Here is a 13,515-nt window from a genome sequence, read left to right on the forward strand (position 1 = left end):
CCGGGCCCTCCCGCGTCGACGACGTCGTCCCCGTGGCTACTGGCCGCCGGCCCCCGGCCGCACCAGACCGCTCTCGTACGCGTACACCGCCGCCTGGACCCGGTCCCGCAGGCTCAGCTTCGTCAGCACGTGCCCCACATGGGTCTTCACCGTCGTCTCGCTCACGAACAGGTCCGCCGCGATCTCCGCGTTCGACAGGCCCCGCGCCACCAGCTTCAGCACCTCCACCTCACGGTCGGTCAGGGTGTTCAGCGTGTCCGGGACCTGCTCCTCGCCCGTCGGCAGGTGCGCCGAGTACTTGTCCAGCAGCCGGCGCGTGATCGACGGCGCCAGCATCGCCTCACCGGCGGCCACCACCCGGATCGCCTGCACCAGCTCGTTCGCCGGGGCGTCCTTCAGGAGGAAGCCGCTGGCCCCCGCCCGCAGCGCCTCCACCACGTACTCGTCCAGGTCGAAGGTCGTCAGCACCAGCACCTTCGCCGGACCGTCCCGCCCCGGACCGGTGATCTGGCGGGTCGCCTCCACCCCGTCCATCCGCGGCATCCGGATGTCCATCAGGACCACGTCCGGCTGGAGCGCCCGCACCTGCTCCTGCGCCTGCAGACCGTCCCCGGCCTCGCCCACCACCGCGATGTCCTGCTCCGCCTCCAGGATCATCCGGAAGCCGGTCCGCAGCAGCGGCTGATCGTCGACCAACAGGACGCGGATCGTCACAAGGGCTCCTTCACGGTGCTGAGCTCACGCGGGAGGCCCGCCAGGGTGCGGGCCGTGCTCAGGAAGACGGCTGGGCCGGGTCCATTCTGCCCTGCCCGGATTCACCCGACTCCGGCGGGCGCGCGGAAACGATCTTCAGCGGATAGACCGGGGGAGTCCCCCCGAACTCGGGACAGACCGCCTGATGGTCGCACCAACCGCACAGCTTCGTCGGCCGCGGCCGCCAGTCACCCGACTCCGTCGCCAGCCGGATCGCGTCCCACAGCGCGTGCAGCTTCCGCTCCACCCGCAGCAGGTCCGCCTCCACCGGGTCGTACGTCAGCACCTCCCCGCTGCCCAGGTACACCAGCTGGAGCCGCCGCGGGATCACCCCCTTCAGCCGCCACACCACCAGCGCGTAGAACGTCATCTGGAACAGCGCGCCGTCCCGGTACTCGGGCCGCGGCGCCTTCCCCGTCTTGTAGTCGACGATCCGCACCTCGCCCGAGGGCGCCACGTCCACCCGGTCGATCACCCCGCGCAGCCGCAGCCCCGAATCCAGCTCCGTCTCCACGAACAGCTCGCGCTCGGCCGGCTCCAGGCGCGTCGGGTCCTCCAGCGTGAACCACCGCTCGACCAGCGACTCCGCCTCGCCCAGCCACCCCGCGAGACGCTCCCCGCCCGGATCCTCCGCGAACAGCTCGCCCAGCTCCGGCTTCGACTCCAGGAGCCGGTCCCACTGGCCCGGAACCATCGACCGCGCCCGGGGCGCCGTCCGCTCCGCCGCGGGATCGTCGAAGAGCCGCTCCAGGACCGCGTGCACCAGCGTCCCCCGCGTCGCCGCCGGGCTCGGCCGCTCCGGCAGCCGGTCGATCACCCGGAACCGGTACAGCAGCGGACACTGCATGAAATCGCTCGCCCGCGACGGCGACAACGACATGGGCGCCCGCGGCTCCGACGGCACCTGCTCGCTCGTACTCATGACGAAGACCCTACGACCCGCCACGGACAACCAGCGGCATACCATCGACCTGGGACCCCGTCGCACTGCATGATCGAACCGTGACGCACCGACGCGGGGTCACACCACGCGACGAGAGGAACCCGTGAACCACGACGAGCCCAAGCCGCAGCGGACCGAGGAGCCCGGCGGCGGGATCCTCATGGGACGGCCCTTCGGCGTGCCCGTCTACGTCGCCCCCAGCTGGTTCCTCGTCGCCGCCCTCATCACCTGGGTCTTCGGCGACCAGATCGAGCGCGTCCTGCCCGAGCTCGGCGCCGCCCGCTATCTCGTCTCCCTCTTCTTCGCCATCGCCTTCTACGCCTCCGTGCTCGTCCACGAACTGGCCCACACCATCGCCGCGCTCCGCTTCAAGCTCCCGGTGCGCCGCATCCAGCTCCAGTTCTTCGGCGGCGTGTCCGAGATCGAGAAGGAGAGCGAGACCCCCGGCCGCGAGTTCGTCCTCGCCTTCGTCGGCCCCCTGCTCTCCCTCGTCCTCGCCGGCCTGTTCTACCTCTCCCTCTACGCCGTCGAACCGGGCACCGTCCCCGGCGTCCTCCTCGCCGGCCTGATGATCTCCAACCTGATCGTCGCGGTCTTCAACCTGCTCCCCGGCCTCCCCCTCGACGGCGGCCGCATGCTCCGCGCCGTCGTCTGGAAGATCACCGGCAACCCGATGAGCGGCACCGTCGCCGCCGCCTGGGTCGGCCGCGCCCTCGCCGTCCTCGTCCTCGTCGGCCTGCCCCTGCTCACCCGCACCGGCTTCCTCGGCAACTCCACCGACGACATCGGCGGCTTCGAGACCGTCACCGACGCCCTCCTCGCCGCGATCCTCGCCGCGATCATCTGGACCGGCGCCGGCAACAGCCTCCGCATGGCCCGCCTCCGCGAGCACCTCCCCGAGCTCCGCGCCCGCGCCCTCACCCGCCGCGCCATCCCCGTCGAACCCGCCACCCCGCTCTCCGAGGCCCTGCGCCGCGCGAACGAGGCGGGCGCCCGCGCCCTCGTCGTCGTCGACGCCACCGGCGAACCCACCGGCATCGTCCGCGAGACCGCCATCGCCGCCGTGCCGCAGCACCGCCGCCCCTGGGTCGCCGTCAGCACCCTCGCCCAGGACCTCACCGAGGGCATGCGGGTCCCCGCCGAACTCACCGGCCAGCCCCTCCTGGACCACCTCCGGGCCAGCCCGGCCACCGAGTACCTCGTCGTCGAGGAGACCGGCGCCATCTACGGCGTCCTCGCCACCACGGACGTCGAGCGCGCCTTCGTCCAGGCCATGGCACGACCGTCCGCGTAACCCCGGTACTCTGGTCACATGTCCGAACCGACCGGTGCCGCCCGCCGACGCGGGCCCTTCAAGGTCGGGGACCAGGTTCAGCTGACCGACCCCAAGGGCCGTCACTACACGTTCACGCTCGAAGAGGGAAAGAACTTCCACACCCACAAGGGTTCTTTCCCGCACGACGAACTGATCGGCGCCCCCGAGGGCAGCGTTGTCCGTACCACCGGAAACGTCGCCTACCTCGCGCTGCGCCCCCTGCTCCCCGACTACGTCCTGTCCATGCCCCGCGGCGCAGCCGTGGTCTACCCCAAGGACGCGGGGCAGATCCTGGCCTTCGCCGACATCTTCCCCGGCGCCCGCGTCGTGGAAGCCGGAGTGGGCTCGGGATCGCTGAGCAGCTTCCTCCTGCGCGCCATCGGAGACAGCGGCATGCTGCACTCCTACGAGCGCCGCGAGGACTTCGCCGAGATCGCGAAGGGCAACGTCGAGCGCTACTTCGGCGGACCCCACCCCGCGTGGCAGCTGACCGTCGGCGACCTCCAGGACAACCTGTCCGACACCGACGTCGACCGCGTCATCCTGGACATGCTCGCGCCCTGGGAGTGCCTGGAGGCCGTCTCCAAGGCCCTGGTCCCCGGCGGCATCCTCTGCTGCTACGTGGCCACCACCACCCAGCTCGCCCGCACCGTGGAGTCCATCCGCGAGTTCGGCTGCTACGCCGAGCCGCAGCCGTGGGAGTCCATGATCCGCAACTGGCACGTCGAGGGCCTCGCCGTCCGGCCCGATCACCGCATGATCGGCCACACCGGCTTCCTCGTCACCGCCCGTCGCCTCGCCGACGGCGTCGAGCCCCCGATGCGCCGCCGCCGCCCCGCCAAGGGCGCCTACGGCGAGGACTACGAGGGCCCCAACAAGGGCTGACGTCCCGACATTCACAGCACGCCGCCGTCGAGTTCCCGGTCCACGCCGGGAACTCGACGGCGGCGTCCTCATGTTCGCCCCGGAGCGCACGCCGGGGCCCGGCCGGAGTGGTCCCGGTGCCGTGCGCGAGGGGGCCGGCGGCGGAGGACGGGCCGAGGCCGCCGACGACCCGGCTGTTCCGTCCCCCTGTGACGTGTGGCACGATGCCGGGAACCCCGCCGCACCACCCCACAGGAGACGTCGCGCGTGCAGCCCTCCGCCGCCCCGGACCTCGCGGACCTCGCCCACACCTTCGCCCGGCCGTCCCACTGGCTGGCCACCGCCACCGCGACGGCCGCGGTCGTCGCCCTGGCCGGACTGCTCCAGCCCGGCCCCGCGGGAGCCTCGGCCGCCCCGGCCGCCGCCCCGCGCCCGGCACCCGCGCCCGAGGCCGCCGGAGCCGCCTATCCGCTGGACTGCGGGGGAGGCGCCCGTACGGTCGCCCAGCGGGCCACCGGGGACCTCGACGGCGACCGGAACCCCGAGACCGTTGCGGTCGTGCACTGCGAAGCCGGCTCCGGCACGCCCCCGAGCGGCGTCTACGTCCTGACCCGCGGCCGGGAGGCGGGCACCCCCGCGCGCGTGGTCGCGACGCTCGTGGCGCCCGACGAGCACCGGAGCGTCACGGAGCTCGCCGTACGCGACGGGGCCGTGCGCGCCACCCTGCTCGGCTACTCGTCCCCGGACGTGCCCAGCTGCTGCCCCGACGAGAAGGAGCAGGTCAGCTGGCGCTGGCAGAGCGGCGCCTTCGTCCGCGCCGGCCAGGCCGACGCCCGCGGCGTCTGAGCCCTCAGTCGGCGTCGGGGCCGTACACCTCGACCCGGTCCGCGACCCTGCGCACATGGATGCAGTCGCCCGGGCACTCCTTCGCGGAGTCCACCACGTCCTGGAGTAGCGGCAGCGGCACCGGCGTGGTGGCCCCCGCGTCCTGGAGGAGCTCGTCGTCGGCGCTCTTCACATAAGCGAGTCCGTCGATGTCGAGCTCGAAGACCTCGGGAGCGTACTGCGCGCAGATCCCGTCCCCGGTGCACAGGTCCTGGTCGATCCAGACCTCGAGCGCCTCCTCGGCACCCGTCGCCGGGTCCTCGTGCTGCACGGTCATATCTCCTGCCGTTTCTGCTTCGCGCGATAAGTCGGGCCACCTCTGACGGGTGTTGACCAAAGACGACGATACAACCGCCCGCTTTCAGACGGTGAAGGGTGGGTATTCCCCTGGCGAGAGGGGAAGCGCAAGGGTGAAGATCGGACACACCCCGGAGTCTTTTTGATCTAGGGGTTTCAATCACCACCCACGCAGGTAGGGTCAGGAAGCGTCCAGCTCCCCTTGGAGGAGGTGAGGACCGTGGCAGCCCACGACGACGACATCAACCGCGGCATCCGGCCGGGGCGAGGGTCTGAAGACCCCGCCGGTCAGGTTGCCTATCTCGAGCAGGAAATCGCCGTCCTGCGCCGCAAGCTCGCCGACTCTCCGCGCCACACGAGGATTCTCGAAGAGCGGATCGTCGAGCTGCAGACCAACCTGGCCGGCGTGTCCGCGCAGAACGAACGTCTGGCGAACACGCTCCGTGAGGCCCGCGACCAGATCGTGGCCCTCAAGGAGGAGGTCGACCGGCTCGCACAGCCGCCGGCCGGCTTCGGTGTCTTCCTGCAGGCCAACGAGGACGGCACGTGCGACATCTTCACCGGGGGCCGCAAGCTCCGGGTGAACGTCAGCCCGAGCATCGAGCTCGAAGAGCTCAAGCGCGGCCAGGAAGTCATGCTCAACGAAGCGCTCAACGTGGTCGAGGCCATGGAGTTCGAGCGCGCCGGGGACATCGTCACCCTCAAGGAGATCCTCGAGGACGGCGAGCGCGCCCTGGTGGTGGGGCACACCGACGAGGAGCGGGTGGTGAGGCTCGCCGAGCCTCTGCTGGACGTCACCATCCGCGCCGGCGACGCCCTGCTGCTCGACTCCAGGTCCGGCTACGTCTACGAGGTGGTCCCCAAGAGCGAGGTCGAGGAGCTCGTTCTGGAAGAGGTCCCGGACGTCGACTACGAGAAGATCGGCGGTCTGGGCAACCAGATCGAGCTGATCCGCGACGCGGTCGAGCTTCCGTACCTCCACCCGGACCTCTTCAAGGAGCACGAACTGCGTCCGCCCAAGGGCATCCTGCTCTACGGCCCGCCCGGTTGCGGAAAGACGCTGATCGCGAAGGCCGTGGCCAATTCCCTGGCCAAGAAGGTCGCCGAGGTGACCGGCCGGCCCGCGGGGAAGTCCTACTTCCTCAACATCAAGGGCCCCGAGCTCCTCAACAAGTACGTCGGCGAGACCGAGCGGCACATCCGCCTCGTCTTCCAGCGTGCGAGGGAGAAGGCGAGCGAGGGCACCCCCGTCATCGTCTTCTTCGACGAGATGGAATCCCTCTTCCGCACCCGCGGATCCGGTGTCAGCTCGGACGTGGAGAACACCATCGTCCCCCAGCTGCTCGCCGAGATCGACGGTGTGGAGGGCCTGGAGAACGTCATCGTCATCGGCGCCTCCAACCGCGAGGACATGATCGACCCCGCGATCCTGCGGCCCGGCCGGCTCGACGTCAAGATCAAGATCGAGCGTCCGGACGCGGAGGCGGCGAAGGACATCTTCGCCAAGTACCTGACGGCCACCCTGCCGCTCCACACGGACGACATCTCCGAGCACAGCGGCTCGAAGGCCGCCGCCGCGCACGGAATGATCCAGTCCGTCGTCGAGCAGATGTACGCGGAATCCGAGGAGAACCGCTTCCTCGAAGTGACGTACGCGAACGGTGACAAGGAAGTCCTCTACTTCAAGGACTTCAACTCCGGCGCGATGATCCAGAACATCGTCGACCGGGCCAAGAAGATGGCCATCAAGGCCTTCCTCGACCACAACCAGAAGGGCATCCGGGTCTCCCACCTCCTCCAGGCGTGCGTGGACGAGTTCAAGGAGAACGAGGACCTGCCCAACACCACCAACCCCGACGACTGGGCCCGGATCTCCGGAAAGAAGGGCGAGCGGATCGTCTTCATCCGCACGCTCGTCACCGGAAAGCAGGGCGCGGACACCGGACGCTCCATCGACACGGTGGCCAATACCGGTCAGTACCTGTAAAACGCCCACCGGCTGCGGATGCCCGGAAACCGGGCATCCGCAGCCGACGCATTCCGTCCCGCATTTCCCCCGGCAGCACGGGGAAACAGGGAAATACTGCAACTGATCTCCCCACCAGCGCGGAGCCGCTCTAGGCTCATCGGTACCCGCCGAGTCGCGCACAGTGAGCGACCGCCGGGCAAGGAGGGCCGCATGACCGTACGGCGAGTAATGGGCATCGAGACGGAGTACGGGATCTCCGTCCCCGGACACCCGAACGCCAATGCCATGCTCACCTCGTCCCAGATCGTCAACGCCTACGCGGCGGCGATGCACCGGGCGCGCCGCGCCCGCTGGGACTTCGAGGAGGAGAACCCGCTGCGGGACGCCCGCGGCTTCGACCTCGCCCGCGAGGTGGCCGACTCCAGCCAGCTCACCGACGAGGACATCGGCCTGGCCAACGTCATCCTCACCAACGGGGCCCGGCTCTACGTGGACCACGCCCACCCCGAGTACAGCGCCCCCGAGGTCACCAACCCGCGGGACGCCGTCCTCTGGGACAAGGCCGGCGAACGGATCATGGCCGAGGCGGCCGAGCGCGCCGCCCAGCTCCCCGGGGCCCAGCCCATCCACCTCTACAAGAACAACACCGACAACAAGGGCGCCTCCTACGGCACGCACGAGAACTACCTGATGAAGCGGGAGACCCCCTTCTCGGACATCGTGCGCCACCTCACCCCCTTCTTCGTCTCCCGCCAGGTCGTCACCGGCGCGGGACGGGTCGGCATCGGCCAGGACGGCCGCGAGGACGGCTTCCAGCTCAGCCAGCGCGCCGACTACTTCGAGGTCGAGGTGGGTCTGGAGACCACCCTCAAGCGGCCCATCATCAACACCCGGGACGAGCCGCACGCCGACGCCGAGAAGTACCGCCGCCTGCACGTGATCATCGGCGACGCGAACCTCTCGGAGATCTCCACCTACCTCAAGCTCGGCACCACCGCCCTCGTCCTGTCCATGATCGAGGACGGCTTCATCACCGTCGACCTCGCCGTCGACCAGCCGGTGCGCACCCTGCACCAGGTCTCGCACGACCCGACCCTCCAGTACCTGATCACGCTCCGCAGCGGCCGGACGCTCACCGCGGTCCAGCTCCAGATGGAGTACTTCGAGCTGGCCAGGAAGTACGTGGAGGAGCGGTACGGCGCGGACGCGGACGAGCAGACCATGGACGTCCTCGCGCGCTGGGAGGACACCCTGGGGCGCCTGGAGACCGACCCGATGAGCCTCGCCGGCGAGCTGGACTGGGTCGCCAAGCGGGAGCTCATGGAGGGCTACCGGCGCCGCGACGGCCTGGACTGGGACGCGGCCCGGCTGCACCTGGTGGACCTCCAGTACGCGGACGTACGCCCCGACAAGGGCCTCTACAACCGCCTGGTGGCCCGCGGGCGCATGAAGCGGCTCCTGGACGAGGCCGAGGTGGTACGGGCCGAGACGGCGCCCCCGGAGGACACCAGGGCCTACTTCCGGGGCCGCTGCCTGGAGCAGTACGCCGACGACGTCGCTGCGGCCTCCTGGGACTCGGTGATCTTCGACCTGCCCGGCAGGGACTCCCTCCAGCGGGTCCCGACCCTGGAGCCGCTGCGCGGCACCAAGGCGCACGTGAAATCGCTGTTGGACCGCTGCCGGACCGCCGAGGAACTGGTCCGCGTGCTGTCCGGCGGCTGAACCGGGGGCCCGGCACGGGCCTGAAATGCCCCGGCACTGGGAATCATGGAAACAGTGCCCGGGCGTTGTGGAAACTGCGGGGCCGAAATCGGACCCGACCTATAGGGTCTGATCTTGTACGGACTCAACCGAGCGGGCCGATTCGAGCGGGGTGAGGGATATGGCGACCAAGGACACCGGCGGCGGACAGCAGAAGGCGACGCGATCCACGGAGGAGGTCGAGGAGACCACCACGGAGGCGAGCTCCGACCTCCAGGAGCGCCAGGAGAAGCTGAGCGACGACGTGGACTCCGTCCTGGACGAGATCGACGACGTCCTCGAGGAGAACGCCGAGGACTTCGTGCGGTCGTTCGTGCAGAAGGGCGGCGAGTAGCCGCACCGCGCCTGTCGTCCTCCGTCCCCGGAGCCCCGGAGAAAGCCGCGGGTCCGGGGACGGATGACAAGCGGTGGCACGGGTAAGGTCCGTGCACAGCAAGCAAGATCGGCCCGCGCGTCCCACGGCGGTCCGAATCTCCCACCCGGAAGGAATCGCGTGGAAGCCAACCCTCGTAGCACCGGGCGTCTGCCGGCGGCCTTCCTGACGCCGGGATCGTCCTCCTTCATGGACTTCCTGGCCGATCACTCGCCCGACCTGCTCCCGGGGCACCGGAAGCTGCCGGAGGGGATCGTCGAGGCGCCGCACGGCACCACCATCGTGGCCGCCACGTTCCCCGGCGGGGTCGTGCTCGCCGGTGACCGGCGGGCGACCATGGGGAACATGATCGCGCAGCGGGACATCGAGAAGGTGTTCCCGGCCGACGAGTACTCCGCGGTCGGCATCGCCGGCACCGCCGGCCTCGCCGTGGAGATGGTCAAGCTGTTCCAGCTGGAGCTGGAGCACTTCGAGAAGGTGGAGGGCGCGACGCTCTCCCTGGAGGGCAAGGCGAACCGTCTCTCCACCATGATCCGGGGCAACCTGGGCATGGCCATGCAGGGGCTCGCCGTCGTGCCGCTCTTCGCGGGCTGGGACGAGGGCAAGGAGAAGGGCCGGATCTTCTCGTACGACGTGACCGGCGGCCGCTCCGAGGAGCACGGCTTCGCCGCCACCGGCTCCGGCTCGATCTTCGCGCGCGGCTCGATGAAGAAGCTGTACCGCGCGGACCTCACCGAGCAGCAGGCCACCACGCTGGTGGTGCAGGCGCTCTACGACGCGGCGGACGACGACTCGGCGACCGGTGGTCCCGACATGGCCCGCCGGATCTTCCCGATCGTCACCGTCATCACCGACGAGGGCTTCCGCCGGCTCACCGAGGCGGAGTCCTCCGAGCTGGCCCGGTCGGTCACCGAGCGGCGTCTGGAGCAGCCCGACGGGCCGCGCGCCGCCCTCCTCTGACCGTTCGTCGCCCGCAGCAGCCCTTCAGACCGGAAGAAAGGGACGGTAGCCGGTGTCCACGCCGTTCTATGTCTCACCTCAGCAGGCCATGGCGGACCGGGCCGAGTACGCCCGCAAGGGCATCGCCCGCGGCCGCAGCCTGGTCGTCCTCCAGTACACCGACGGCATCGTCTTCGTCGGTGAGAACCCGTCCCGTGCCCTGCACAAGTTCAGCGAGATCTACGACCGGATCGGCTTCGCGGCCGCCGGCAAGTACAACGAGTACGAGAACCTCCGCATCGGCGGGGTGCGCTACGCCGACCTTCGGGGCTACACCTACGACCGGGACGACGTCACCGCGCGCGGCCTGGCCAACGTCTACGCCCAGACGCTGGGCACGATCTTCTCCAGCGCGGGGGAGAAGCCGTACGAGGTGGAGCTGGTCGTCGCCGAGGTCGGTTCCGAGCCGGAGGGCGACCAGATCTACCGGCTGCCGCACGACGGCTCGATCGTGGACGAGCACGGCTCGGTCGCGGTCGGCGGGAACGCGGAGCAGATCAGCTCCTTCCTGGACCAGCGGCACCGGGACGGCATGTCCCTGGCCGAGGCGCTGAAGCTGGCCGTGCAGGCGCTGTCGCGGGACACCAACGGCACCGAGCGGGAGATCCCCGCGGAGCGCCTGGAGGTGGCGGTCCTGGACCGTACGCGACCGCAGCAGCGCAAGTTCAAGCGGATCCTCGGCCGTCAGCTGTCCCGCCTCCTGGAGGCGGACAACGCGGCCGCGGCGAAGACCGACGAGCCCTCGGACGAGGCTCCGGAGGAGTAGTCGAGGCGGTGCCCGGAGGGGCCCCGGTCCGCCTGGACCTGGGCCCCTCCCGGCGTACCTGGTGTCTCAGGCATATCGGGGCCCTTCCCGGCGCACCTGGCAGCTTCTGGAGTACCTGGGGCCCTCCCGGCGCAAGCGGTGCTCAGACGGCCGGTGCGGGCCCCGAGGAGCCGCGGGGGACGAGGGAGACGGGCAGGGCGACCGGCTCGGGGCGTTCGCCCGCGAGGACGGCCAGGAGCGCCTCCATGCCCCGCCGGCCGAACTCCTCGGCGGGGAGCCGCACCGTGGTCAGTTCGGGTTCGACGACGGTGGCCAGGGCCATGTCGTCGAAGCCGGTGACGGAGAGGTCCTCGGGGACCCGCAGGCCGAGCCGGCGCGCGGCCTTGCAGACGCCGACCGCGAGGATGTCGTCGTCGCAGATCACGGCGGTGGGCCGGGGCCCGGGGGCGGCGAGGGCGGTGCGCGCGGCCTCCCAGGCGTCCGCGACGTTCAGCGGTGAGCGCACGGTGCGCACCTCGGCGTCCCGCAGGGCGTGCGCGAGCACCTCGGCGCGGACGTCGAAGGTCCAGGACGGGGCCGCCGAGGCCAGGTGCAGGAAGCGGCGGTGGCCGAGGCCGAGCAGGTGGCCGGTGACGCGGCGCATGCCGTCGGCGACGTCGAGGTTGACGTGGGCGGCGGCGCCGGAGCCCGCCGGGTCGCTGTCGAGCATGACCAGCGGGAGGTCGCCGCCCCTGAAGGCCCGTAGGGCGTCGGTCGCCATCGAGGAGGCGATCACGCCGTCGAGCGCGGCCTGGGCCGAGGCGAAGGGGTCGCGGGCGGGCCCGAGGCCGTCGGGGGAGGGGTAGAGGACGACGCCGAAGCCGTGTTCCGCCGCCGCGGCGGCGGCGCCGGTGTAGACGTGGGCGAAGAACTCGTTGGTGAGGGCCGGGACGACGAGCAGGGCCGTCCGGGTCCGTCCCAGCCGCAGGTTGCGGGCGGCGAGGTTGGGCCGGTAGCCGAGTTCGGACGCGGCCTCGCGGACGGTCCCGGCGGTGCGCTCGGAGACGCGGCCGCGCCACTTGTCGCCGAGGACCAGGGAGACGGTGGCCTGGGAGACCCCCGCGGCCCGGGCCACGTCCCGGCTGGTGGGGCGGGCGGAGCCGATCGGTTCCGGGGTCTGCACACATGCCTCCGCGTCGGACGGTTCCGGGGTGCGGGGTGGACCCGCGCGCTGTCGACATGGTACGTATGACGCAGGAAGTTATACGTAAAACCTCGGTTCTTCCGGGGCGGAGGGGAGACCGACATGGCCACCGAGGCCACGGCACGCGGCGGCTATCTCGACATACTCCGGGCGCCGCACGCCGCCCGGCTGCTCGCCGGAACGCTGGTCGGGCGCCTGCCCAACGGCACCGGCCCCGTCGCGATGACCCTCTTCGTCCGGGACCAGGGCGGCAGCTACACGCTGGCCGGCGGCCTCATCGCGGCCTACGGCGTCGCGAACGCCGTCGGGCAGCCGCTCCTCGGCCGTGCCGTCGACCTCAAGGGCCAGCCCCGCGTCCAGCTGCCCGCCGCCGTCCTCTCCGCCCTCGGCATGGCCCTGTTCGCCCTCACCGGCATCGGACACCTCGGCCTGGCCTACGCCGCCGTCGTGCTCGCCGGGCTCTTCACCCCGCCGCTGGAGGGCGGCCTGCGCGCCCTGTGGCCGAGCGTCCTCGGCCGCGAGGACCGGGTCCACCGGGCGTACGCCCTGGACGCCGTCGCCCAGGAGGTGATGTTCACCGTGGGCCCGCTCCTGGTGACGCTTCTGGTCGCGCTGCGCTCGCCCGCCGCCGCCCTCGTCGTCATCAACGTGCTGGGGGTCCTGGGCGCCCTCGCGGTCGTCCTCTCCGAGCCCTCCCGCATCTGGCGCTCCGCCACCCGCGAGGCGCACTGGTTGGGCGCCCTGCGCTCGCGCGGGCTGCTCGCCCTCCTCGGCTCGTTCTTCTTCGTCGGGCTCGCCCTGGGCTCCATCACGGTGGCCGCCGTCGCGTACGCCGACGACCGGGGCACCCCGTCCGTGTACGGCTGGCTGATGGCCGCGCTCGGCCTCGGCGCGCTCGTCGGCGGCGTCGCCTACGGCGCCCGGCAGTGGGCCGGGGAGCCCGAGCGGCGGCTGAGGGTCCTGGTGGCCCTCCTCGCGGTCTGCTACCTGCCGCTGACGCTCACCCCCGGCCCCGTCGCCATGACGGCCCTCGCGGTGCTGTCCGGCGTCTTCCTCGCCCCCGTCCTCGCCTGCGCGTTCATCGTGGTCGACCGGCACGCCCCGCGCGGCACGGTCACGGAGGCCTTCTCCTGGCTCGTCACCACCTTCGGCGTCGGCGCGGCCCTGGGCTCCGCCGTCGCGGGCCCCGCGATCGAACTGGCCGGAACGGTCGCCGGGTTCGCGGTGGCCGGGGGCGGCGGCCTCGTCGCGCTCCTCGTCCTGCTCGCCACCGGACGGGTCCTCGCCGCCCCGGTCGCGGCCGGTGGCGTCGTGCGACACGCCGGGGGAGAGCCGGTCCCCACCGCCGTACACACCGAAAAGAACACGCACTGATCGGAAAATGATCGAAACGGGAACGTCCAACCC

The 13,515-nt window shown here is 71.2% G+C and carries 13 protein-coding genes; 9 read left to right on the forward strand and 4 right to left on the reverse strand.

From position 1 onward, the window contains the following. Positions 1-36: 36 nt before the first annotated feature. Positions 37-714 (reverse strand): response regulator transcription factor, encoded by a 678-nt coding sequence (locus ACFYXU_RS32475; protein WP_329855866.1) that lies wholly within the window; start codon positions 712-714, stop codon positions 37-39. A 58-nt stretch (positions 715-772) separates the two neighbouring features. Then, on the reverse strand, positions 773-1,675 hold the full coding sequence (locus tag ACFYXU_RS32480) for a RecB family exonuclease (RefSeq protein WP_361393712.1): 903 nt from the start codon (positions 1,673-1,675) through the stop codon (positions 773-775). Between the two features lie 181 nt (positions 1,676-1,856). Between ACFYXU_RS32480 and ACFYXU_RS32485 the strand changes: the two genes are divergently transcribed. The 3 genes from ACFYXU_RS32485 (at position 1,857) to ACFYXU_RS32495 (ending at position 4,721) form a co-directional block, all read left to right on the forward strand. Continuing rightward, the gene (locus ACFYXU_RS32485) at positions 1,857-2,990 is read left to right on the forward strand and encodes a site-2 protease family protein (RefSeq protein WP_376517734.1); all 1,134 of its coding nucleotides are present in this window, start codon (positions 1,857-1,859) and stop codon (positions 2,988-2,990) included. An 18-nt stretch (positions 2,991-3,008) separates the two neighbouring features. After that, positions 3,009-3,896, forward strand: a complete 888-nt coding sequence (locus tag ACFYXU_RS32490; RefSeq protein WP_015032448.1) for a tRNA (adenine-N1)-methyltransferase — start codon at positions 3,009-3,011, stop codon at positions 3,894-3,896. A 246-nt stretch (positions 3,897-4,142) separates the two neighbouring features. Continuing rightward, positions 4,143-4,721: a hypothetical protein gene (locus ACFYXU_RS32495; protein ID WP_376515365.1), complete on the forward strand. Its 579-nt coding sequence runs from the start codon at positions 4,143-4,145 to the stop codon at positions 4,719-4,721. Positions 4,722-4,725: 4 nt separating this feature from the next. Here the strand turns inward: ACFYXU_RS32495 and ACFYXU_RS32500 are convergent, their stop codons facing one another. Further along, complete coding sequence (locus ACFYXU_RS32500) at positions 4,726-5,037, reverse strand: ferredoxin (RefSeq protein ID WP_329855873.1); 312 nt, start codon at positions 5,035-5,037, stop codon at positions 4,726-4,728. Between the two features lie 240 nt (positions 5,038-5,277). Between ACFYXU_RS32500 and arc the strand changes: the two genes are divergently transcribed. The 5 genes from arc to prcA all read left to right on the forward strand — a co-directional run bounded on the left by arc (position 5,278) and on the right by prcA (position 10,925). Next, entirely contained in the window at positions 5,278-7,044 is a 1,767-nt protein-coding gene (arc, locus tag ACFYXU_RS32505) for a proteasome ATPase (RefSeq protein WP_376515368.1), read from the forward strand. 192 nt (positions 7,045-7,236) lie between these two features. Beyond that, entirely contained in the window at positions 7,237-8,748 is a 1,512-nt protein-coding gene (dop, locus tag ACFYXU_RS32510; RefSeq protein ID WP_376515370.1) for a depupylase/deamidase Dop, read from the forward strand. A gap of 160 nt (positions 8,749-8,908) precedes the next feature. Next, complete coding sequence (locus tag ACFYXU_RS32515; RefSeq protein ID WP_030315996.1) at positions 8,909-9,121, forward strand: ubiquitin-like protein Pup; 213 nt, start codon at positions 8,909-8,911, stop codon at positions 9,119-9,121. 159 nt (positions 9,122-9,280) lie between these two features. Continuing rightward, a complete protein-coding gene (gene prcB / locus ACFYXU_RS32520) occupies positions 9,281-10,120 on the forward strand; it encodes a proteasome subunit beta (protein ID WP_376515372.1) in 840 nt (279 codons plus the stop codon). Positions 10,121-10,172: 52 nt separating this feature from the next. After that, a complete protein-coding gene (gene prcA, locus ACFYXU_RS32525; RefSeq protein ID WP_329855880.1) occupies positions 10,173-10,925 on the forward strand; it encodes a proteasome subunit alpha in 753 nt (250 codons plus the stop codon). Positions 10,926-11,067: 142 nt separating this feature from the next. Here the strand turns inward: prcA and ACFYXU_RS32530 are convergent, their stop codons facing one another. Then, the gene (locus ACFYXU_RS32530) at positions 11,068-12,087 is read right to left on the reverse strand and encodes a LacI family DNA-binding transcriptional regulator (protein ID WP_361393716.1); all 1,020 of its coding nucleotides are present in this window, start codon (positions 12,085-12,087) and stop codon (positions 11,068-11,070) included. Positions 12,088-12,210: 123 nt separating this feature from the next. Between ACFYXU_RS32530 and ACFYXU_RS32535 the strand changes: the two genes are divergently transcribed. After that, on the forward strand, positions 12,211-13,482 hold the full coding sequence (locus ACFYXU_RS32535) for an MFS transporter (RefSeq protein ID WP_389461239.1): 1,272 nt from the start codon (positions 12,211-12,213) through the stop codon (positions 13,480-13,482). The last annotated feature ends 33 nt before the right edge of the window (positions 13,483-13,515 follow it).

Source organism: Streptomyces sp. NPDC002232, assembly GCF_042890295.1.
Lineage (GTDB): Bacteria > Actinomycetota > Actinomycetes > Streptomycetales > Streptomycetaceae > Streptomyces.

Excerpts from the sequence above, each read along its gene's own strand:
- ACFYXU_RS32515 (WP_030315996.1), top strand. The coding sequence starts at position 8,909 with ATGGCGACCAAGGACACCGGCGGCGGACAGCAGAAGGCGACGCGATCC.
- dop (WP_376515370.1), top strand. The coding sequence starts at position 7,237 with ATGACCGTACGGCGAGTAATGGGCATCGAGACGGAGTACGGGATCTCC.
- ACFYXU_RS32500 (WP_329855873.1), bottom strand. The coding sequence starts at position 5,037 with ATGACCGTGCAGCACGAGGACCCGGCGACGGGTGCCGAGGAGGCGCTC.
- ACFYXU_RS32480 (WP_361393712.1), bottom strand. The coding sequence starts at position 1,675 with ATGAGTACGAGCGAGCAGGTGCCGTCGGAGCCGCGGGCGCCCATGTCG.
- ACFYXU_RS32535 (WP_389461239.1), top strand. The coding sequence starts at position 12,211 with ATGGCCACCGAGGCCACGGCACGCGGCGGCTATCTCGACATACTCCGG.
- ACFYXU_RS32490 (WP_015032448.1), top strand. The coding sequence starts at position 3,009 with ATGTCCGAACCGACCGGTGCCGCCCGCCGACGCGGGCCCTTCAAGGTC.
- ACFYXU_RS32485 (WP_376517734.1), top strand. The coding sequence starts at position 1,857 with ATGGGACGGCCCTTCGGCGTGCCCGTCTACGTCGCCCCCAGCTGGTTC.